The following is a 21,718-nucleotide window of genomic DNA, read 5'->3' as shown; positions in this document are numbered from 1 at the left end:
ACTGAGGTGTTAAAAATGGAGAAACCTGAAAGAAAAATAGAACATCTGATTGTTATATCCTATGACTCTTTCTCAATATCTGACTGGGAACTTGCAAAAAGTCTGCCAAATCTTAAGCGACTGATTGAAACTGGCTCATATTCAACCAGCGTTAGAAGTGTATACCCTACCCTGACCTATGTGGTCCATTCAACAATAGTTACCGGCTGCTGGCCTGACAGGCATGGGGTATTCCACAATAATCCTCTGCAGCCGTTTATTGAAGAGAAAGACCAATTCTGGCACTGGTATAGAAAAGACATTAAGGTCCCCACTCTCTATGAACTAGCTAAGCAGAATGGATTTGTAGCTGCCGGTATCCTATGGCCTGTTACGGGAAGAGCTGATATAAAATACAATCTTCCAGAACTTGCCGCTGTAAGAGGAGAAAACCAGGTACTTAAGATATTGAAAAATGGGAACCCATTCTACAGCCTGGAAATGGAGATGAGGTTTGGCAAGTACAGGAACGGTATAAACCAACCGGAGCTCGACGACTTCTCTACAATGTGTGCATGTCATACAATAAAAACAAAAAAACCTGGATTGCTGCTTCTTCATCTCATCGATCTGGATGAAACCAAGCACAGATTTGGAGCAAAGTCTGATGAGGCCAGGTATGCCATCCTCAGGATGGACGAAAGAATAGGATCAATCGTTAATTCAGTAGAAGCTGCTGGATTTTCAGATCACACTGCAATCATAATTTTGGGAGACCATGGTCAGCTTGACGTAAGATATAAGGTACACCTTAATAATCTGTTGCTTGATAACGGCCTGATAGATAAGAGTGGAGAAGGCTATGAATGGAAAGCATATCTTCAATCTGCGGATGGTTGCGCATATCTGCATGTAAAACCAGGGGAAGAATGGGCAGAGGAGAAAGCGTTGCAGGTACTCAGGTCTGCTCTCGTCAGCGAGAGATATGGTATCGAAGAGATATTTGACAGAAATACGTTAGACTCTATGAGGGCCTGGGAGGGAGTTAATTGTGTAGTAGAGGCAAAAGAGGGCTATAAGTTCGTGGATTCTATAGGCTCTGAAATAGTCGAGGACTTAAGTAAGTCAGGTACTAGACATGCAACACATGGTTACTCACCAAATAAACCTGGATACAGCTGCTGTTTTGTAGCTTCCGGACCAGGCATCAGGAAGAATTTTGACATCGGGGAAATGGATATGGTTGATGTTGCACCAACACTGGCCGCAATCCTTGGATTGGATATGCCCGATGCAGATGGTGAAGTAATTTATGACATTTTTGAGCAACAAAGGGATTAACTTCTGGATCAGAGGTGATTATGTACGATATAAAAGTCAAACGGATCTATGATGAGCCTGAGGCAGATGACGGTCTTAGAGTGCTTGTCGACAGACTTTGGGCAAGAGGAATAACGAAAGAGAAAGCAATGCTTGATATATGGGCAAAGGAAATTGCCCCGAGCAATGAACTTAGGAAGGAGTACCATAACTCATGGGATGCATCAAGCTTCAGGGACAGATACCTTGAAGAGCTCCGTAGCAATCCATCTGCGGAAGGGATCAAAGAGATTATCAAGGGGGAACTCATAAACTCAAACGTTACTCTTCTGACATCTGCAAAGAATTTGGACTACAATCACTGTCACGTGATCAAGGAATGGCTTAAGTAAAATTTACATCCGGTCGTTTTATTTATTGACCGCTTTAATGTATAATATACATAATAGGATAGAGGTAAATCCAATATGGAGGTGCAAGATGAAGAAAACCTACGTTCTTGACACAAATGTTATCATTCAGTCTCCATTAGCTCTGTCCTCGTTTGAGGACAACAAGGTTGTTTTACCAGTCGCCGTTCTTGAAGAGCTTGATAAGCTAAAAAATGACGATGCTGAACGAGGATCAAACGCACGCCAGGCGATCCGCTTCCTGGAGGATCTGCGATTAATGGGCAACCTGTACGAAGGAGTACCGCTGGAAAGCGGAGGACTCATAAAAATTGAAACAAATTATTCCAATGTCGATATTCCCTCAGGCTTTCACCACGATTCTAACGACAACAGAATATTAAAGGTTTGTAAAGGCCTTATGGATGACAGCGAAAATGTCATCCTGGTAACTAAGGACATTATCGTAAGACTTAAGGCTCAGATGATGGGTGTTGTAGCAGAGGATTTCACCACAGAGCAGTCACCTGTATTCGAGAAGCAGTATACAGGTAGAATGGATGCATATACAAGCGATAAAGCAATGTCAGAGTTTAAGAAAAGAGGTATAAATCCTGAAAATATATTTACCTTCCAGGGATTTGACAGGACCCCTATTGAGCCGGTGCCCAATCAATTTTTTATATTGCACTCTGAAACCAATGATAAAAAAACTCTCCTTGGAAGATATGACGGAGTGAAGATTGTGCCCTTAAGGAGTATAAACGAGGAGCCCTTTGGAGTCAAGCCAAAGAACGTTGGACAGAGATTCCTCCAGGAAGCTCTCATGCAGGATGCAGATGTTGCACCATTGGTAATTATCAAGGGGACTGCAGGAACAGCAAAAACCTTCTACTCACTGGCAGTCGGACTACAGCATACCTATGAGCCTTCATCAAAGCGCTACAGGAAGATACTGATTACAAGGCCAAACGTGCAATTTGATGAGGATATCGGCTTTCTCCCAGGCACTGAGGAGGAGAGGATAGCACCATACCTAAGACCGATAATTGATAATCTTGAAATACTTGTCGACAGGAATGAAAACGAAAGATACAAGAATGAAAAACAACTTAGGGATAAAATAGATGAACTTTTCTACAGAGGGATCATTGTAGCTGAGGCTATGAACTTCATAAGAGGCCGATCAATAACAAATACATATTTGATAATCGATGAAGCACAGAACCTTACTCCAAAGCAGGTCAAGGGGATAATAACAAGAGTAGGGAAAGGTACGAAGGTAGTACTATTAGGTGATCCACAGCAGATAGATCATCCACTTCTGGATGAAAAAACCAATGGACTGAGCTATGCCTCAGAGAAGATGAAGGGCAGTGAACTATGCTTTCAGTTGACTATGCTTCCTGATGAATGTCTTAGATCAACCTTGGCTCAGGACGCATCCAGCAGGATGTGAGGACTACAAAAAACAGAAACCCCCGGATATATCTCCGGGGGTAGTTTATCTCTGGATTAAAGAGTAACTATATTCTCAGCTTGAAGACCTTTTTGGCCTTCTACAACGTCGAATGAAACTGCTTGACCTTCTTCAAGAGTCTTGAAGCCGTCTTTTTTAATTTGTGAGAAGTGTGCGAAAACGTCTTTTCCGTCTTCTCCTGTGATAAATCCAAATCCTTTTTCTGCGTTAAACCATTTTACTGTACCATTCATAATGAGTACCTCCATAAATTTTATTTCTTAAAACGACTTCAGTAATTCAGTTTCAAATTCCCGATACTCGTTACTATTATGAATAGCAAGTATTGAAAAAGTTACTGTTTACCTTGTACCGATTAAGTTCTTGTTTAGCATATCACAGAAATAGGAATAAAGCAAGGGCCTTGAGAAATATTATTTCTCAAGCTCACTGAATTTCTCTGCCATGATCTCTATGTTATCAGCCTTCACATCACTCTTTAGCATAGGGAGGGTATATATCTTCTTGCCCTTGAAGGTTTCTCTTATCATCTCAAGGTACATTTGCTCGTCCCTCTTTTTGCTGATCCAGAACTCATCAGTCATATCCTCGGGAAGGATCTTATTTATAACTACGCCATCGACCAGAATATTATATTTCTCCAGAATATCAATAGCCTTTCTGGTTTCGTCTATGGGAAGCTTCTCTGCATTTATGACAAACATAAAGGATAGAAGCTTATCATCCATCATGATTTTCTTAGCCTGACTGATCCTGTCATATCTTGCCTGAAGGATCTTTATCACTTCATCTTTACCTATATTTTCTTCGGTTTTCTTTGCCTGATTCATAGCCATAGACATAATGGATATAGATTTCTTTCTTTTCTCGATAAGCGACTCAAGCCAACCTCCCAAAAGCTCGGGTAACGTAAGAAGCCTTACTGTGTGACCGGTAGGTGCTGTATCAAAAATTATCCTGTCGTAATGATCGCTTTCAAGCACTATTATCTCTATCATCTTGTCGAATAGAGCGGCCTCCTCAGTACCTGGAGAGATCGCGGCAGCGTCTATCTGTTTGTTGATCTCTGAAACTATGACAGGGCTTACGACATTTTTCAAGCTCTCCCTTACCCGGTCCATGTAGAGATTACTCTCTTTTTCTCCGCTTATTTCAATCGCGTCAAGATTGGGTAATAGCTGACGGATCTCCTCAGTTATCTGCTTGCCAAAGATATCAGAAGTGGAATGAGCCGGATCGGTTGATACCAGAAGTGTCTTTAACCCTTTCTTTGCCGAATGCAGAGCATAGGATGCACTGCAGGTAGTCTTTCCCACTCCACCTTTTCCTCCAAAAAATACAATTTTATTCATACCGTTCCTCCTTATGCATCAAATCCGTAGTCAGCCCATTTCTGCTGCCATATATACATCTTGCTGATCATCCTGAATTGCCAGCCCTCAAGATCATCCGCAATCAAAGGCAGGATCTCAAGGGAATAATATGTGGTAGGGATGGGTATACCCAATAGATCCCCATAGCAAAGAAGTACGAATTCGTCCATTACATCATGTGCTTCCTTCACCATTATTTCCCTGGATCGTCTGTTGAAATCAGTTGCTGCACCAAAAAAATCCCTTAAAAAAGCCAAATACTCCTTAATCTTCTCCAAGCTTTGCACCTCCAGTAATGGTTCATATGTTCCATTTATATCATGTATATAATTATATCAGGAATCTCAGCAAATTTTGCAGAATATAACAAAAAATAGTTGAATTGAGTATTCCGTTCTGAATTTTCATTTGATAGTTTAATATAATGTTTTAAAATAATCGGATAATAGGATTTTTGAAAAATGATTTATTGGGTATCATTAACATGTCGAAGTGGCTCTGTTATCTCAAATTGTTGATGCAAGCCTATTGAAGGTATTGTAATATCAGCCTGTTAGGGATATAATTTACTAAGAGACACAATACAAAGAACCAGATTAGGGGGGTAAAATAATGAAAAGAGTACTGGCGATTGCTATGGCAATCATGTTGGTGGTTATGAGTCTGGCAGGATGCAGCCAACCAGCCGCAGACACTGGAGCAGAGATTGCACTAATCACCGACAAGGGTAACATCGACGACAAGTCATTCAACCAAGGTGCTTGGGAAGGCGTAGTAGCATTTGCGGAAGCAGAAGGCATCTCACACACCTACATCAAACCTGAGGAAGCATCTGATGCAGGTTACCTGGCAGCTATTGACCTGGCAGTTACAGGCGGTGCAAAGGTAGTAGTTACTCCTGGATTCCTCTTCGAAGTTCCAATTTATGAAGCACAAACCAAGTATCCGGACATTAAGTTCATACTTCTTGACGGAGCACCACACACTGCTGACTATGCAACCTTTGAAACTAAGGAAAACGTAGCTAGCATTATGTATGCTGAGGAGCAATCAGGTTATCTTGCAGGCTATGCTGCAGTTATGGATGGCATGAAGAATCTTGGATTCATGGGTGGTATGGCAGTTCCAGCAGTACAGGCATTTGGATATGGCTTCCTCCAGGGAGCTGAGGATGCGGCTGCTGAAATGGGAATGGCAGATGGATCGATCAAAGCGATTTACCACTACACAGGGAACTTTGAAGAGAACGATACTAACAAGGCTACAGCGAGAACCATGTATCAGGAGGGTGTAGAGGTTATATTTGCAGCTGGTGGAGCTGTTGGTAAGAGCGTTATGTCAGCGGCATCAGAAGCTGGAGCTAAGGTAATAGGTGTTGACGTTGACCAAAGATACGACAGCGAAACTGTTATAACTTCAGCAACAAAGGGTCTGGCACCTTCAGTAATCAGCGTACTGGAGTCGATCTACAAAACTAACAGCTGGGCAGACTTTGGTGGCAAGACAACCTATTTCAATGCTGCTAATAACGGAGTTGGACTTCCAACTGAAGTTATAGGCGAAGAAGGAGCTGACGCATTCGACAGATTCTCAAGCTTTGATAAAGCAGCCTATGATGAGCTGTTTGGCAAGCTTGCAGCAGGCGAAGTAGAAGTTATCCGTACTATTGACGTTGCTGACGCAACCGGATACGCAACCGCAGAAGAGCTTACATCTGGACTTGGACTTGCCAAGGTAGCTGTAACAACCAGATAAATAAATATAAGTAAATATCCATATTGGCCAAAGCCTTATGGAAGAAGGGAATTAGGGGGAGGCGAGAGTTTCCCCCTTTTTACATACCTTAGTGGGATATTGTTTCGTGAGTAGTTTACAAAACCTAAGATTTTGGGTATCATAATTTATAATTATAAGTGTTATGCTGCATATTGGCACAGGTAAGACTACAAAAAATATATTGGATAAGAAGAGGTCAACGTGGAAAATTATATTATTGAAATGCTTAACATCACAAAAGAATTTCCAGGTATTGTGGCCAACGACGACATCACCTTACGACTGAAGAAAGGTGAAATTCACGCTTTGCTCGGTGAAAATGGTGCGGGAAAATCCACCCTCATGAGCGTTCTTTTTGGACTTTACCAACCCGAAAAGGGTGAAATCAGAATGAACGGCCAGCCAGTAAAGATAAACAATCCCAACGATGCAAATGCCCTTGGTATTGGGATGGTCCACCAACACTTCAAGCTGGTGGAAATATTCACTGTCCTGGAAAACATTATACTTGGGGTAGAACCAAATAAAATGGGCTTTCTTCAAAAGCAGGAAGCCAGAGACAAGGTCGTAGCCTTAAGCGAGAAGTACGGCCTAAAGGTTGATCCCGATTCACTTATCGAGGATATTACCGTTGGGATGCAGCAGAGAGTTGAAATACTTAAAATGCTCTACAGAGATAACGAGATACTAATTTTTGACGAACCTACTGCAGTATTGACTCCCCAGGAAATAAAAGAGCTTCTGCAGATAATGAAGGGCTTTGCTGCCGAGGGCAAATCGATATTGTTTATTACTCATAAGCTCAATGAGATAATGGAGGTAGCTGACAGGTGTTCAGTCCTTAGAAAGGGCAAGTATATCGGGACAGTTGAGGTCCAGGAAACTACCAAGGAAGAGCTCTCCAGGATGATGGTTGGAAGGGACATAAGCTTTTCTGTGGATAAGGAAGATAGAAATCCTGGCGATGTCGTGCTTTCGGTCAGAGACGTTACTGTTGCCTCCAAGACGCATAAGAATAATTCTGTAAAGGGAGTATCCTTCGACGTTCGAGCTGGCGAGATCGTATGTCTTGCTGGTATCGACGGGAACGGCCAGACCGAGTTTGTACATGCGCTTACAGGCTTGGAGAAGCTTGTCTCAGGTTCTATTTCACTTTGCGGTAAGGATATAACTAAAGCTTCAATAAGAGAACGATCGACATCAGGGATGAGCCACATCCCGGAGGACAGGCACAAGCATGGCTTGGTGCTGGATTACAGTCTTGAAGAAAACCTTGTGCTCCAAAGATATTGGCAACCGCAATTCCAGAATAAAGGCTTCATTAAATTTGATGAGATGAGAAAATATGCTGAAAAGCTAATCGAAAAATTTGATATAAGAAGCGGACAGGGGCCTGTTACACCTGCAAGAAGTATGTCAGGCGGAAATCAGCAAAAGGCAATTATTGCTCGTGAAATCGACAAGGATCATGAGCTTCTCGTTGCTGTTCAACCTACGAGAGGTCTTGATGTGGGTGCAATAGAGTATATCCACAAGCAGCTGATTGAAAGGAGAGATGCGGGGAAGGCAGTTCTCCTTGTATCTCTGGAGTTGGAAGAGGTTATGAACGTAAGCGACAGGATCCTGGTGATGTATGAAGGTGAAATAGTTGGAGAGCTGGATCCGAAGTCTACCACTGTTCAGGAGCTGGGGCTCTATATGTCGGGGGCCAAACGAGACACACCTAAGGAGATCAAGAATGCGGGATAACAACAACTCACCCATAAACCAAAAAATCAATATAAAGAAAATAACGAACCTGCCAGGCTTTAGCTCCTTTACATCAGCTTTGATGGCCATTGTCCTGGGCCTCATCTTCGGCTTTTTTGTAATGCTGGCCGCAGCGCCTGCAAATGCTGTCGCTGGATTCAGATACGTTCTGATGGGGGGACTTGGAAGAATAGGAGACGTTTTCTATTTTGCAACCCCTATTCTCATGACTGGTCTGGCAGTGGGATTTGCTTTTAAAATGGGTTTATTCAATATTGGCGCCTCAGGACAGTATACAATGGGGATGTTCTTTGCTCTGTATGTCGGATTCATGTGGGATCTACCGGGTGCTATGCAATGGATAGCAGCGATCATTGCAGGCATGGTAGGGGGTATGCTTTGGGGGCTGATCCCCGGCATCTTCAAAGCACTTATGAACGTCAATGAGGTTATAACTTCCATAATGTTTAACTATATAGGGATGTACCTTGTAGATATGCTTATCCAAGGGAATTCAGTAATGTATATATCGACAAAAACCAGAACGAATTATCTACCTTCGACAGTACAGATACCATCACTGGGAATACCTGGGTCAAACGTCAATCTTGGGATAATATTTGCAATAATTTCCGGGGTGATCCTGTACATCGTACTACAAAAAACAACCTTTGGATATGAGCTAAAGGCAACAGGCTTCAATAAATATGCTGCTGAATATGCCGGAATGAAGGGGAAAACCAATATAATCATAACGATGGCAATTGCTGGTGGTCTTGCAGGATTAGGTGGAGCATTTGCGATATTGGCACCATCAGCCATAGCAGGCAGCAGTATGACTTACGAACCGGTAAACATTATTGCTGCAAATGGTTTTAATGGAATAGCGGTCGCCTTGCTTGGAAGTGCTCATCCAATTGGAACAATTTTCTCTGCATTGTTTATATCATACATCCAAAGGGGAGGTACCTTGGCAAGTCTTGTAGGTTATAAGCCCGAGATAATTGACATTGTTATCGCAGTTATAATCTATTTCTCAGCATTTGCAATGATAATGAACCATGCGGCAGCATCCTTCGTTAAAAAAAGACTTGGAAAAGGTGATAAAGCAGCAGATACTTTGGCTTTGCCAGAAGATGATCAAAACAACTCAGAGAAGGGGGCAGAATAATGGATACCGTATATTATTTGATACAGAATATGCTCCCAGTTGGGATCCCCCTGCTCCTTGTAGCCCTTGGCGGGATGTTCAGTGAAAGAAGTGGAGTAGTAAATATTGCACTTGAAGGGATAATGCTTTTCGGAGCATTTTTCGGTGCCCTTTTTGTATATTTCGTTCAAAAATCAGGCTTGAACCCACAGACGATACTGCTTCTTGGTATGATCGTCGCAGCAATAGCTGGATTGATATATTCACTTTTACTGTCGTTTGCATCAGTAACTATGAAGGCTAATCAGGTTATTACAGGTACATCGCTTAATATGCTGATACCGGCGGTCATACTACTTTTTTCAAAGATGTTCTTTAACAGCGATGGTATAACGACGAATATGAATTTTTATATAAGAGAGATACCAGTTTTAGGAAAGCTTCCAGTTATTGGTCCAATGTTTTTTCAAAGAACATATTTGACAGTAATGATAGGCTTTGTCTTTCTTGTTATCTCAATCATACTCCTGTACAAAACAAGATTTGGCTTGAGACTGATGGCATGTGGAGAGCATCCTCACGCAGCAGATTCAGTGGGGATAAACGTTTACAAAATGAGATATGCTGGCGTTAGTCTATCTGGTATTTTAGGTGGTATTGGAGGATTTTTTTACTCCGTAGGCGTAATGGACGGTAATGTAAGCGGTCACTCAGGGGTAGCGGGCTTTGGGTTCCTTGCACTAGCTGTAATGATATTTGGCCAATGGAAACCCTTAAGGATCTTCTTTGCTGCCATGTTCTTTGCATTCCTTAGAACACTTGCTTATTCTGTATCTCTTATTCCATTCCTTGCTGATTTAGGAATAAATCAAACCTATTACAAAATGCTTCCATACCTGGCGACGATGGTCGTACTTGCCTTCACTTCAAAGAGGTCGAGAGCACCAAAGGCCGAAGGGATACCATACGATAAGTCACAACGCTGAAAATGTTAATGAATTCAGCGCACCTGCGAATGTTAGAAAGGACTCTAATATTCGCAGGTTTGTTTTTTGCACGCTTCAATGTGATATTTATTTAAAGCTGTGCTATAATCATAGGAAAACGACATGAGGAAGTGATTGAATGAAGTACACGGTTGATGAGGCAGTTTTCGAAATCAATCCAAATCTAAGGTTTGGGATCATTATTGGAGAAGACATCAAGAATTCAGAGACATCTCCCGAGGACGAAGCCAGGTTAAGAAACGCAGAGGAAAAGATGAGGGCGAACATAAAGGCTGAAGAAATCAGGGGCCTAAGGAATGTGTCATTATACAGGGATATAATGACCAAGGCAGGCATCAATCCAAACAAATATATGGCTTCAGTTGAGGCTATGTATAAGAGGATAGTAAAGGGAGGTCAACTTCCCCTTATAAATGCTTTGGTGGACCTTTGCAATGCGGTTGCGATAGAGGAGATGATATCCTTAGGGGCACACGATCTCGACGATATCAAAGAAGATCTGGAGGTAAGATTCAGCAGAAACGGTGATGTATTCCTTCCATTCGGAGAAACTGAATATGAGGATGTAGACCCTGGAGAAATGGTCTTTACAAGTGGTAATGTCGTACAAACGAGAAAGTGGCTATGGAGGCAAAGCGAGCTTGGGAAGACGGACCTGGAAAGTAATCACTTGATTTTTCAACTGGTTGGATTTGGTGACAATGGGGATCAGTCACTCTACAGAGCTTTGAAATCTATTGAGGAGCTTGTCCGAAATCGGTTTGGAGGCAGATTCAAGACATTTGTCGTGGATAAGGATAACCGGACGATAGAGTTTTGATAATGTATAGTAGGAGGTATTGAGGGATGAAAGAGATTGTTATGGAAATGATGAAGGAGCTTAAGGGGAATATAGGCGTTTACTACAAGGACCTTACAACCGGAGAAAGCTTTGGCATAAGAGCAGATGAAAAATACCTGGCCGCAAGCGTTATTAAGCTTATGGTCCTACTTGAGGCCTTCAAGCAAGAGAGTCAGGGAAAGATCAGCTTTGACCAGTTTATTGAAATTAAAGAGAAGGATAAGCTGCCAAGCTGCGGGTCCCTGACCTATATGCATGATGGTTTGAAGGTTACCATTATGGACCTTTGCGTACTTATGATAATTCAAAGTGATAATACGGCAACAAATATTATGATTAAGCTGTTGGGAATGGACTCCATAAATTCAACTATTAGGGAACTGGGATTCGAGAAAACAAAACTTAATAGATTACTTTTTGATTCTGAGGAACAGAAAAAAGGCAAGGAAAACTACATATCACCACTTGAGATGGGTACATTCCTTGAAAAACTCTATAATGGGGAGCTTATATCGAAGAAAGCCAGTATGGCTATGCTTGACATAATGAAAACACAGCAGTTGAATCATAAGATCCCATACTACATACCAAAGGGAGTAAAAATCGCTCATAAAACAGGTGAGGACGACGGTATAACGAACGATGTTGCCCTGGTATTTTCTGAAAGGCCATTTATTATCTGCTTTGCAGCATACGGGACCAACGTGCAGATGACTGAGGATTTTTATAGAAAGGCTGCAAAGCTTTTCTACGATCTATCGCTGAAAAGGTAGGTGTTACTCGTGTTAGATCTGGTGCTAATAAATGGTCTTGTGATTGATCCTGCAAACAGGGTCATGAGTAAGCTGAATGTAGGGGTAAATGAGGGTAAAATTGCAGCTGTAACATCGAATGTTCTTGAAGGTAAAAGTGTCATAGATTGCTCAGGGTATATTGTAACCCCTGGATTTATTGATATGCATATGCACGAGGATCCGATCGATAACTCCGGAAACGGATTCAAGCATTGCATTTCACTGAGCATGATGAGAATGGGTGTTACGACCGCTATAGGCGGTAATTGTGGCTTAGGTCCGTCGGATCCGGTGGAGTATCTCTCTTTGGCTGACTTAGAAGGTTACCCGGTAAATATAGGGCTGTTATCATCACATAGTAATCTAAGGGCAGCTTTTGGGGAATTTGACAGATATAGGGATGTGAGTAAGGCTGTTATTGAGAAAATGTCTGATAAGCTCAGGAAGGAGCTTGATGGAGGAACTCTTGGTCTTTCCTTTGGAGTAAGATATATACCAGGATTAGATAATATTGAACTTGAAATGCTTGCATCAGTTGTTTCTCATAAGAATAAACTTTTGGCAGCTCATGTAAGAGATGATGCGAAAGAGGTAATACCATCAATTTTGGAGATTACTTCCATATCGGGGAAAATGGGAGCAAAGCTTCAGATATCCCATATCGGGAGCATGGCTGCCTATGGACAGATGGAGGAAGCCCTTACACTTATAGACGGGCTCTTTGCTTCTGGATTGGACGTTGGCTCAGACTGCTATCCTTATAGCGCTTTTGCTACTCTTGCTGGCTCGACTACCTTTGATGAGGGGTTTTTGGAGAGATATAATTGTGGTTATGATGCTTTGCGGGCAACTCAAGGGATATATCGTGGCAAGATACTTGATGAAAAAAGCTTTTTGGAAATAAGGAATAAACATCCGGAGCACCTTATCGTCGCACACGTTATGAAAAAAGAAGAAGTTGATCTCGCTATGAAGCATCCAAGAGTCATAATCGCCAGCGATGGTATGTTGAATGAGGGACATGGTCACCCCAGAGCTGCCGGAACCTTTCCAAGAGTCCTTGGCAGGTATGTAAGGGAACAGGGTGTATTGAGTCTTTATAATGCAATTCAGAAAATGACCGAATTACCAGCTACAAGACTTGGAATAGATAAGGGGAAACTCTCGGTAGGAAGCGAAGCGGATATAACGGTATTCGATCCGAATTCAGTGGTTGATACAGCTGATTTTGAAGATCCCTTAAAGCCACCGGTAGGCATCCGGTATATAATAATCAACGGTGAAATTGCGCTGAATAATGGTGAAATATTAAGGTATGACCTGGGAAGAGCAGTAAGGACCTGAGCATTTAGAAGCAAATAAGTCCAATTATCAAGATATAAAGTTAGTTTTGAGATTATTTTCTCAATGAGGGTATTTATATTGTGACAGTTATATTATTCATAAGGCGGTCCTGCAAAATGTGTAGTAGGGGAGGGAGTCGAATGAATAGAATTTTGGTCGCAGCAGATGGATCGAAGTATTCTAAGAAAGCGATATTCAAGGCAAAACAGCTGGCAACCTCACTAAACAGTGAGGTGGTGGTGATAACCGTGGCGAATATATGGGATAATGTGTATGTTCAGAACAGGGAATTAAAGACAGAACTCGGCAAAACTGCAATTTCCCATGCTCAGAAAGTCCTTAAGGAGGCTGAAGAGATATTCGAGGGCTTCCCCGGCAAATTCTCCACAGTTTACAAGACTGGTGATATTGTTGATGAAATCGTAAAGTATGCTGAAGAAGGAGATTTCGACTTGCTGGTCATGGGTAGCAGAGGCTTGGGAGCTTTTTCAAGAACTCTTCTGGGAAGCGTTTCTGATAAAGTCATCCACCATATTAAGATATCAGTGCTTATCGTTAAGTAGTCTGAGGGTGCTGATACCTGGCAACATGTATTTTTCGTCCCCCGATAATCTCGGGGTTTTTTTCGTAATTGAAGTGTTAAAGCAATACTGATAGAATAGTGTGGGGAGTTAAAATATAAAGGAGTTGAGAGGCTTGAATAGGCAAAAGAGGATCGAAAGAAATGTAATGAATTATGTTAGTACAGTTACTCATACCGGAACAAGGCTTGAGAACAACAACCAGGTGTTCTATAAGCAATGGTTTGGTGAGCAGGAATATCTAAGGAATAACCCTGATCACTCAGGATTCTACAAAATTGCGAACGATCATTTGGATAGAACAGTTCCGTGGTGCTTACTTAAGGGAGAAGGAAATGACACTATAGTATTGATACATCACTCGGACATAGTCGATACAGATGTTTATGGACCTCTGAAGGATTTGGCATACTTCCCGGAGAAGCTGATGGAAAAGCTAAGAGAAGGAAAACTTGAGCTGACGGCGGATGCGAAAAAGGACCTTGACAGCGGCGAATGGCTTTTTGGTAGAGGCGTCGCCGACATGAAGGGAGGAGCGGCCATCCATCTTTCTCTCCTTGAGGAATATATGGATGAAGAAGGCTTCAAAGGAAACCTTGTTTTTATAGCTGTGCCTGATGAGGAAAACCTTTCAGCTGGTATGAGGGGAGCAATACCGCTCTTGAAGGAGCTTAAGGAAAAATACGGCCTGGATTATGTACTGATGCTAAACGTTGAGCCTCACGACAGAGTCGATCCGGAAGTTCAGACATTCTACGACGGCTCAGTAGGCAAGCTAATGCCTGTTGTATATGTAAGAGGTAAGCTAACCCACGTGGGACATATATTCCAGGGCTTTAATCCGATAAATCTTTTAGCGGAAATAGTTAGAAGAACAGAGGTAAATCCCGAATTTCTTGAGAGGGTGGGCAACACAGTCACGCCTCCTCCAACATGGCTTTATTCAAAGGACAGAAAGGAAGTATATGATGTAAGTCTTCCCATGGCTGCAGCAGGGTATATGAGTATACTGACCTTGGCAAAGCCACCTAAAGATATTTTTGAGGCAATCAGAAAGATCTCCGAGGATTCCTTCGACAAAGTAATAGAAGATCTAAACTCAAGCTACGCAAAATACCTTGAGCTAAAAGGAGAAGAGATAGTCAGGTTGCCATGGAAAACAAATGTCATGCTTTATGGTGAGCTTTATAAGCAAGCTGTGGCAGACTCAGATGACGAATTTGTAAAGGCAATGGAAGAAATGATGAAGGGAATCAAGCAAGAGATCCAGGATCAAAAGCTGACAACGATTAACGCAGCATATAGAATAATTGAGAAGACACTTGAGTACGTCAGCGACATGTCACCTATGGTTGTTATAGCTTTGGCACCTCCTTATTATCCAAACGTCAACAATCTAATGATCCCAGATAAGAAACCCAGAATAGACAAGGCGATGGAGTCTGTTGAGGAATTGGCGAAAAATACCTGGGGACAGGAATGCTACACTCAAAATTATTTCACAGGGATATCAGACCTATCCTACGCAATGTTTGAGGCAGATAAGGAGAACATTGGCTATATAGAGGATAATATGATGCTATGGAAGGATACCTACTATATACCTCTGGAGACTATGAAGGAGCTTTCCATGCCTGTTATAAACCTTGGACCATGGGGCAAGGATTATCACAAGTATATGGAGAGGGTATTCATGCAGGATCTTTATGACAGAACTCCAAAGATGGTGGATAAATTAATAAGAACTATATTAGGCTAATAGTTATACTAAGAAGGCAGTTAAAATCTGCCTTAGACTGAAGACAAAGCTCAACAATCTTTATTGATTGCTGAGCTTTGTCTTCAGTCTGAACCGTATTGACTTATTCAGTCAATGCGGTTTGCTTTTGTTGTGGGTTGATTCTCGTAGTAATATTGTTGCGATATTCATATTCTGATATCATCAAATTAAAGATTACTACAACAAAAAACAAAAGCTTATTCATTTTCACACAGCTTTCACACAGCGAGTATAAAATAAAAATGGGGTGATATGATGTACAGACTTTTGATTGTGGATGACGAGAGCAAGATAAGAGAGGTACTGAGGGAATATGCAGAATTTGAAGGACATTGTGTCACAGAGGCTGCCGATGGAATGGAGGCTGTCAGACTTTGCAGAGAAAATGATTTTGACCTGGTAATAATGGACATTATGATGCCTAAGCTGGATGGATATTCAGCCGTCAAGGAAATACGAAAGACAAAAAATGTACCCGTCTTAATGCTTTCAGTAAGAGGAGAGGAATATGACAAGCTGTTTGGATTTGAGCTTGGAGTGGATGACTACGTAGTAAAGCCCTTCTCGCCAAAAGAGGTAATGGCAAGAATAAATGCAATTATCGGAAGAGATCGGGGAAGAAATAAGAAATTACCCTTGAGATTTAATGGATTGGTCATTGATATTGAAGCGAGGGATGTTTTCGTCGATGGGGATAAGGTTGACCTTACTCCAAAGGAATTTGAATTACTGGTGTATCTTGCATCAAATAAAAACAGGGCACTGTCCAGGGAGCAGCTTCTTAAAGAAATATGGGGATATGATTTTTTTGGGGATGACAGGACTATCGATACGCATATAAAGATGCTGAGAAACAATATTGGCCCTTACAGAGATAATATAGTAACGCTTAGAGGGGTAGGCTATAAATTTGAGGAAAGGAAATGAGGCGGCATGATATCCAAGCTTGACAAGAAATCATTAAATTTCAAGTTGTGGCTTTATTTCGTTTCTTTTGCAGCAGCGATCATGGCATTACTCTGGTTATTGCAGATCGTATTTTTAAACAGCTATTATGAATCCATGAAAATAAAGGAAATAAGCAGGATAGGGAATGAGCTTGCTGCAAAGTACGGATCCCTGGATTTTGAGAATGCATTAGTGGAAACCTCATTTAATGAAGGAATTTCCATTAATATACTTGACCAGACAGGTAAGCTTGTATACCCATTAGATTTATTCGACATAATACGGCAGCCCAGACTAAACAGCGAAACCTTCTCAGATTTTCTTGCCAGGTTATATGGATCAGAGACTGACTATGTAGTATACACGAGAACTGATGATAGGGTAAGAAATCCAATATTGGTATATGGAGCTATCTTAAGGAATGGGGATGCTCCGAACTATTTTCTCTTCATAAACTCCATGCTTGAACCAATAGACTCTACTGTAAACGTACTAAAAAGCCAGCTCATTCGAATAACCGGAATATCATTTTTCCTCTCCCTTGGCATATCCTTGATCCTTGCAAGATGGATTTCAAGGCCTATAACAAATATAACCAGATCAGCAAGAGCCCTTTCCAAAGGGGATTATTCAGTAAGCTTTGAAAAAGGGGCATATACAGAGATCGATAACCTCGCAGATACTCTGAACTCCACGACCAGGGAGCTATCAAAGGCAGAGGAGCTAAGGAAGGATCTGATGGCGAATGTTACCCACGATCTTAAGACCCCATTGACTGTTATAAGATCATATAGTGAAATGATAAGGGACATATCCGGCGAGTCAAAGGAAAAGAGAGAAGCGCATCTGGAAACCATAATCCAAGAGAGTGACAAGCTGTCATCCCTTGTTGATGATATGCTGGAGCTCTCACGGGTTCAGTCAGGACTTAGAGATATGGAGATGGAAGAACTTGATCTGACGGAGCTTTCAAGGGAGGTTCTGGATAGATTCAACTATTTCCAGGAAAATGAAGGATATACTTTCCAGCTTACTGCAAATGGGGATACAATTGTCCTCGGGGATAAAAGGAAGCTCTCGCAGGCTATCTATAACCTAATTGGTAATGCAGTAAATTACACGGATGATGACAGGCGGATAGCTATAAAAGTAGAAGGAGATGACGATTCAGTAAGGTTTTCAATAGAGGATCACGGTCCTGGAATTGCTGCTGATGAAATCGACTATATCTGGGACAGGTACTACAGAGGCGGGAAAAGCCATTCCAGAAGAAAAACAGGTTCGGGCATAGGACTTTCATTGGTGAAATCAATAATTATGGCTCATAACGGAGAATATGGAGTAATGAGCAAGGAAGGCGAAGGGAGTACCTTTTACTTCAGACTCAGAAAATAGAAATCAGCAGCTATTGTAATTGTTGTAAATTTCCGGTAAAATCTAATTAAAAGTTAGAAAGAAGGGATCCTGTTGACGAGACCTACAAGAGAAGAAGCCTACAGGCTTTTAACGAAATATGTTGAGAACGACAGCCAGATAAAGCATGCACTGGCAGTCGAGGCAACTATGAAGCATTTTGCAGAGCTATTTGGCGAAGATGTAGAAAAATGGAGTGTGATTGGACTTATCCATGACCTTGACTACGATAAATATCCTGAAGAGCACTGCAAGGTCACTGAACAAATATTACGTGAAGAGGGTTGGCCTGAGGATTACATCAGGGGAGTACTTAGCCATGGATGGAAGCTTTGTACAGATGTTGAACCAAAAGAGATGATGGAAAAGACTATATATGCTGTTGATGAGCTCACAGGCTTGGTTGCTGCAACAGCTCTTATGAGACCCAGCAAATCTATAATGGACATGGAAGCAAAATCCGTGAAGAAGAAGTGGGGCCAAAAATCCTTCGCAGCAGGTGTCAACCGTGAGGTGATTGAGGAGGGCGTTGCTATGATGGGAATGGAATTGATGGAAGTCATAAATCAGACTATCCTCGGGATGAGGAAGGTTGCTGAGGAGATAGGGCTTAAGGGAGACCTGTAGTCATTTCTATAAAATAAAATGGAGGGGATTTCATGACTAAATACTATGCTGAACCTTTCAAGATCAAGATGGTTGAACCCATTAAGATGTTGACTCGTGAGGAAAGGATCGAAAAGATCAGGAATGCTCATTACAATGTTTTTTATCTTGATTCAGACGATGTATATATCGATCTTTTGACAGACAGTGGTACCGGAGCTATGAGTGCCAATCAATGGGCTGGAGTAATGGTTGGGGATGAGGCTTATTCGGGCTCGAGAAGCTACAAGAACCTTATGGCGTCAGCAAAGGATATATTCGGCTATGAGTATTTCCAACCTGTACACCAGGGAAGAGCAGCCGAAAAGGTTGTAATGCCAATATTCCTTCACGAAGGCAAGGTAGCTATATCTAATATGCATTTTGACACCACACGTGCTCACGTAGAGCTGGCAGGTGCAAGAGCAATAGACTGCGTTATTCCTGAGGCTTTGGATACAGTCAATTATCATCCATTCAAGGGAAATATGGACATAGAAAGACTTAAAAAGCTTATTGAAGAGTATGGTCCTGAGAACGTAGGCATGATAATCATAACAGTGACAAACAATAGTGCAGGCGGTCAGCCAGTTTCCATGGATAACATAAAAAAGACCAGTGAAATAGCAAAATCCTACAACATCCCGGTGTGCATAGATGCTGCCAGGTATGCGGAAAACGCTTACTTTATCAAAAATAGAGAAGATGGGTATTCAGATAAGTCAATTAAGGACATCGCAAGGGAAATGTTCAGCTATGCCGATTTATTCACCATGAGTGCGAAGAAGGATGCCATAATCAACATGGGCGGACTGGTGGGCGTCAAGAACGATCCTGAGCTTTTTGAAGTTGTTAAGGCAAGGACTATTCCTTATGAGGGCTTCGTTTCCTACGGTGGACTATCAGGAAGAGACATCGAGGCTATGGCGATAGGTCTTCAGGAAGGAACTGACTTTGACTATCTGAAATACAGAATAGGTCAGATGGAATACCTTGCAGAGAAGCTTGACGAGGCAGGCATAGCATACCAATCTCCGGTTGGAGGACATGCTGTATTTCTGGATGCCAAGAAGCTTCTTCCACACATACCTTATTACGAGTTCCCAGCTCAGGCACTGGCTATTGAGCTTTATATCGAAGCAGGGATCAGAAGCTGTGATATAGGGTCATATATGATGGGCAATGATCCCGACACAGGCGAGCAAATAGAGTCAGAATTTGAGTTTACTAGACTGGCAGTGCCAAGGAGAGTTTACACTCAATCCCATCTTGACGTTATAGTTGAAGCACTTAAAGCGATAAAGGAAAGAAAGGATACTCTCAAGGGCTACAGGATAACCTGGGAACCGGAGGTGCTTAGACACTTCACAGCAAAGCTTGAGCCGCTTAAGTAATCAACTGGCCTGATTTAGCATCAGGCCTTCTTTTATTGGAGGAACGGATATGAAATTAAGAGTTTTTATTATAATATTAGGACTACTATTGGTTCTAAGCGGTTGTAGTTCAACTGGAGGAGTTAAAGAGGAAGAATATGACTTGACTGTTGAAGGCGGGGTCATATATGGGACTCTAACAGTTCCTCAGGGTGAAGGCCCGTTTAAGGTAGCAATTATTCACTCTGGTTCAGGACCTACTGACAGAGACGGGAACAGTGCAATAGCGGGATCGAACAATGGACTGAAAATGATTGCTCAGGAGCTTGCAAATAACGGGATCGCATCCATAAGGTATGACAAGAGAGGTATAGCCGAGTCTATGGGGCTTATAAAAAGCGAAAGTGAGCTTGTGTTTGAGGACTATATAAATGACCTGGTTCTCTGGATTGAAAAAGCTGGATCAGACGAGCGATTCAGCAGTGTTTACCTAATTGGACATAGCGAGGGTGCGCTTATATCGGCTGCAGCTGCCACAAAGACCCAGGTTTCAGGCTTTATTTCACTTGCTGGTGTAGGAGAACCCGCCTATGATACTTTAATCAGGCAGCTGTCCACACAACCTAAGGAAATAACCGATCTTACTACTCCGATAATAATGGAGCTTAAGGAGGGAAGGACAGTTGAGGATGTTCCTGAAATGCTTCAATCTCTCTTCAGGGACAGTGTCCAGCCGTATTTAATTTCGTGGTTCAAATATGATCCTGTGAAGGTTTATGGGGAGATAAATGCACCAGTAATGGTAATTCAGGGAGACAATGATCTGCAGGTAACAGTTGAGGATGCCAGAATGTTGGGCGAGGGTGCCGGCTTGGAGCCTGTGATAATTGAAGGTATGAACCACATCCTTAAAGAGGCTCCAACAGATAGTGAAGGAAATTTGAAGACGTATCAGGATCCAAAGCTTCCTCTACACCCCCAGTTGATGGATAAGATAATAAACTTTATTAACAACAATTAAGTCTGCCAGGTGCGGACTTTTTTTTCGAGGATAAATGATAATGTTTATCAATTATATCTTTGGGGTATATGCATACCGGATAACTAATAATTAATATAGATAAAGGAGAGATACAATGACATTCAAACTACCGGAATTAAATTACAAGTACGATCAACTTGAACCACATATTGACGCAAGGACAATGGAGATCCATCACACAAAGCATCATCAGGCATATATCAATAACCTGAATGCTGCACTTGAGGGACACGAGGATTTAAAGAGCAAGAGTATAGAAGAGATAATTTCCGATCTTGGATCCGTTCCTGAAGACATTAGAACAGCTGTTAGGAACAACGGCGGAGGGCACCTGAATCACTCAATGTTCTGGGAGCTTATGTCTCCAGAAGGTGGAGGAGAACCAAAGGGAGAACTGGGCAAGCTTATAGTCAGAGACTTTGGGAGTCTGGATGCCTTCAAGGCTGAGTTTAAAAAGGCTGCAATGGGCAGGTTTGGAAGCGGCTGGGCTTGGCTTGTTCTGGACGGAGAAAAGCTTAAGGTCGTATCAACCCCTAATCAGGATAATCCCATTTCCGAAGGTTTGAAGCCTATAATGGGGATCGATGTTTGGGAGCATGCTTATTATCTGAAATACCAAAATCTAAGGGCAGATTATATCGATGCATGGTTTAACGTTGTTGATTGGGATAAAGCTGAAGAGAATATGAAATAAATCAATAGGTTGAAGAAGTGGGTCCGGGAAACCGGACCTT

Annotated in this window: 21 protein-coding genes; 18 read left to right on the top strand and 3 right to left on the bottom strand. The window is 41.9% G+C overall.

Features of this window, described 5'->3' with window-relative positions; translation table 11 throughout:
- The first annotated feature begins 15 nt into the window (after positions 1-15).
- The 3 genes from EC328_RS07825 (at position 16) to EC328_RS07815 (ending at position 3,147) form a co-directional block, all read left to right on the top strand.
- Positions 16-1,320 (top strand): alkaline phosphatase family protein, encoded by a 1,305-nt coding sequence (locus EC328_RS07825; RefSeq protein WP_128426262.1) that lies wholly within the window; start codon positions 16-18, stop codon positions 1,318-1,320.
- 20 nt (positions 1,321-1,340) lie between these two features.
- Positions 1,341-1,691, top strand: a complete 351-nt coding sequence (locus EC328_RS07820; RefSeq protein ID WP_128426261.1) for a DUF488 domain-containing protein — start codon at positions 1,341-1,343, stop codon at positions 1,689-1,691.
- A gap of 88 nt (positions 1,692-1,779) precedes the next feature.
- Positions 1,780-3,147, top strand: coding sequence for a PhoH family protein (locus tag EC328_RS07815; RefSeq protein ID WP_128426260.1), 1,368 nt, complete (start codon positions 1,780-1,782; stop codon positions 3,145-3,147).
- A 56-nt stretch (positions 3,148-3,203) separates the two neighbouring features.
- On the opposite strand, the gene EC328_RS07810 is transcribed toward EC328_RS07815, so the two are convergent.
- From EC328_RS07810 to EC328_RS07800, 3 genes are all read right to left on the bottom strand, one after another.
- Entirely contained in the window at positions 3,204-3,401 is a 198-nt protein-coding gene (locus EC328_RS07810; RefSeq protein ID WP_164906070.1) for a cold-shock protein, read from the bottom strand.
- 180 nt (positions 3,402-3,581) lie between these two features.
- A complete protein-coding gene (locus EC328_RS07805; protein ID WP_128426258.1) occupies positions 3,582-4,520 on the bottom strand; it encodes an ArsA family ATPase in 939 nt (312 codons plus the stop codon).
- An 11-nt stretch (positions 4,521-4,531) separates the two neighbouring features.
- Positions 4,532-4,819, bottom strand: a complete 288-nt coding sequence (locus EC328_RS07800; protein WP_128426257.1) for a DUF7990 family protein — start codon at positions 4,817-4,819, stop codon at positions 4,532-4,534.
- A 334-nt stretch (positions 4,820-5,153) separates the two neighbouring features.
- Between EC328_RS07800 and EC328_RS07795 the strand changes: the two genes are divergently transcribed.
- The 15 genes from EC328_RS07795 to EC328_RS07725 all read left to right on the top strand — a co-directional run bounded on the left by EC328_RS07795 (position 5,154) and on the right by EC328_RS07725 (position 21,678).
- Entirely contained in the window at positions 5,154-6,296 is a 1,143-nt protein-coding gene (locus EC328_RS07795; RefSeq protein ID WP_128426256.1) for a BMP family lipoprotein, read from the top strand.
- Positions 6,297-6,518: 222 nt separating this feature from the next.
- Positions 6,519-8,066, top strand: a complete 1,548-nt coding sequence (locus EC328_RS07790; protein WP_128426255.1) for an ABC transporter ATP-binding protein — start codon at positions 6,519-6,521, stop codon at positions 8,064-8,066.
- Positions 8,056-9,237: an ABC transporter permease gene (locus EC328_RS07785; RefSeq protein WP_128426254.1), complete on the top strand. Its 1,182-nt coding sequence runs from the start codon at positions 8,056-8,058 to the stop codon at positions 9,235-9,237. The genes EC328_RS07790 and EC328_RS07785 overlap by 11 nt, the downstream gene beginning before the upstream one ends.
- A complete protein-coding gene (locus tag EC328_RS07780; RefSeq protein ID WP_128426253.1) occupies positions 9,237-10,202 on the top strand; it encodes an ABC transporter permease in 966 nt (321 codons plus the stop codon). Before EC328_RS07785 ends, EC328_RS07780 begins: the two co-directional genes overlap by 1 nt.
- 139 nt (positions 10,203-10,341) lie before the next feature.
- Positions 10,342-11,043, top strand: coding sequence for a B3/B4 domain-containing protein (locus EC328_RS07775; RefSeq protein WP_128426252.1), 702 nt, complete (start codon positions 10,342-10,344; stop codon positions 11,041-11,043).
- Positions 11,044-11,069: 26 nt separating this feature from the next.
- Entirely contained in the window at positions 11,070-11,837 is a 768-nt protein-coding gene (locus tag EC328_RS07770) for a serine hydrolase (RefSeq protein WP_128426251.1), read from the top strand.
- The gene (locus EC328_RS07765; protein WP_164906069.1) at positions 11,838-13,202 is read left to right on the top strand and encodes an amidohydrolase family protein; all 1,365 of its coding nucleotides are present in this window, start codon (positions 11,838-11,840) and stop codon (positions 13,200-13,202) included. It abuts the gene before it with no gap.
- Between the two features lie 140 nt (positions 13,203-13,342).
- Positions 13,343-13,765 (top strand): universal stress protein, encoded by a 423-nt coding sequence (locus EC328_RS07760; RefSeq protein WP_164906068.1) that lies wholly within the window; start codon positions 13,343-13,345, stop codon positions 13,763-13,765.
- 133 nt (positions 13,766-13,898) lie between these two features.
- Positions 13,899-15,542 carry a M20/M25/M40 family metallo-hydrolase gene (locus tag EC328_RS07755; RefSeq protein ID WP_128426248.1) on the top strand — a complete coding sequence of 548 codons (1,644 nt, stop codon included), beginning with the start codon at positions 13,899-13,901 and terminating at the stop codon, positions 15,540-15,542.
- A gap of 276 nt (positions 15,543-15,818) precedes the next feature.
- The gene (locus tag EC328_RS07750; protein ID WP_128426247.1) at positions 15,819-16,490 is read left to right on the top strand and encodes a response regulator transcription factor; all 672 of its coding nucleotides are present in this window, start codon (positions 15,819-15,821) and stop codon (positions 16,488-16,490) included.
- 6 nt (positions 16,491-16,496) lie between these two features.
- Entirely contained in the window at positions 16,497-17,906 is a 1,410-nt protein-coding gene (locus EC328_RS07745; protein WP_128426246.1) for a sensor histidine kinase, read from the top strand.
- A gap of 72 nt (positions 17,907-17,978) precedes the next feature.
- A complete protein-coding gene (locus tag EC328_RS07740; protein WP_206363835.1) occupies positions 17,979-18,551 on the top strand; it encodes an HDIG domain-containing metalloprotein in 573 nt (190 codons plus the stop codon).
- 32 nt (positions 18,552-18,583) lie between these two features.
- On the top strand, positions 18,584-19,963 hold the full coding sequence (locus tag EC328_RS07735) for a tryptophanase (RefSeq protein ID WP_128426244.1): 1,380 nt from the start codon (positions 18,584-18,586) through the stop codon (positions 19,961-19,963).
- 49 nt (positions 19,964-20,012) lie between these two features.
- Entirely contained in the window at positions 20,013-20,963 is a 951-nt protein-coding gene (locus EC328_RS07730; protein WP_128426243.1) for an alpha/beta hydrolase family protein, read from the top strand.
- Positions 20,964-21,078: 115 nt separating this feature from the next.
- On the top strand, positions 21,079-21,678 hold the full coding sequence (locus EC328_RS07725) for a superoxide dismutase (RefSeq protein ID WP_128426242.1): 600 nt from the start codon (positions 21,079-21,081) through the stop codon (positions 21,676-21,678).
- Positions 21,679-21,718: the final 40 nt, after the last annotated feature.

The organism is Gudongella oleilytica (assembly GCF_004101785.1).
Taxonomy (GTDB): domain Bacteria; phylum Bacillota; class Clostridia; order Tissierellales; family Tissierellaceae; genus Gudongella; species Gudongella oleilytica.
Note: the sequence above shows the minus strand (reverse complement) of the source record. Positions and strands in the feature narration are given on the sequence as shown.

What these genes read in the sequence shown, in the direction of transcription:
- EC328_RS07825 (WP_128426262.1), top strand. Translation starts at nt 16, where the DNA reads ATGGAGAAACCTGAAAGAAAAATAGAACATCTGATTGTTATATCCTAT.
- EC328_RS07775 (WP_128426252.1), top strand. Translation starts at nt 10,342, where the DNA reads ATGAAGTACACGGTTGATGAGGCAGTTTTCGAAATCAATCCAAATCTA.
- EC328_RS07745 (WP_128426246.1), top strand. Translation starts at nt 16,497, where the DNA reads ATGATATCCAAGCTTGACAAGAAATCATTAAATTTCAAGTTGTGGCTT.
- EC328_RS07770 (WP_128426251.1), top strand. Translation starts at nt 11,070, where the DNA reads ATGAAAGAGATTGTTATGGAAATGATGAAGGAGCTTAAGGGGAATATA.
- EC328_RS07780 (WP_128426253.1), top strand. Translation starts at nt 9,237, where the DNA reads ATGGATACCGTATATTATTTGATACAGAATATGCTCCCAGTTGGGATC.
- EC328_RS07815 (WP_128426260.1), top strand. Translation starts at nt 1,780, where the DNA reads ATGAAGAAAACCTACGTTCTTGACACAAATGTTATCATTCAGTCTCCA.
- EC328_RS07750 (WP_128426247.1), top strand. Translation starts at nt 15,819, where the DNA reads ATGTACAGACTTTTGATTGTGGATGACGAGAGCAAGATAAGAGAGGTA.
- EC328_RS07795 (WP_128426256.1), top strand. Translation starts at nt 5,154, where the DNA reads ATGAAAAGAGTACTGGCGATTGCTATGGCAATCATGTTGGTGGTTATG.
- EC328_RS07810 (WP_164906070.1), bottom strand. Translation starts at nt 3,401, where the DNA reads ATGAATGGTACAGTAAAATGGTTTAACGCAGAAAAAGGATTTGGATTT.
- EC328_RS07820 (WP_128426261.1), top strand. Translation starts at nt 1,341, where the DNA reads ATGTACGATATAAAAGTCAAACGGATCTATGATGAGCCTGAGGCAGAT.
- EC328_RS07785 (WP_128426254.1), top strand. Translation starts at nt 8,056, where the DNA reads ATGCGGGATAACAACAACTCACCCATAAACCAAAAAATCAATATAAAG.
- EC328_RS07735 (WP_128426244.1), top strand. Translation starts at nt 18,584, where the DNA reads ATGACTAAATACTATGCTGAACCTTTCAAGATCAAGATGGTTGAACCC.
- EC328_RS07805 (WP_128426258.1), bottom strand. Translation starts at nt 4,520, where the DNA reads ATGAATAAAATTGTATTTTTTGGAGGAAAAGGTGGAGTGGGAAAGACT.
- EC328_RS07725 (WP_128426242.1), top strand. Translation starts at nt 21,079, where the DNA reads ATGACATTCAAACTACCGGAATTAAATTACAAGTACGATCAACTTGAA.
- EC328_RS07730 (WP_128426243.1), top strand. Translation starts at nt 20,013, where the DNA reads ATGAAATTAAGAGTTTTTATTATAATATTAGGACTACTATTGGTTCTA.
- EC328_RS07760 (WP_164906068.1), top strand. Translation starts at nt 13,343, where the DNA reads ATGAATAGAATTTTGGTCGCAGCAGATGGATCGAAGTATTCTAAGAAA.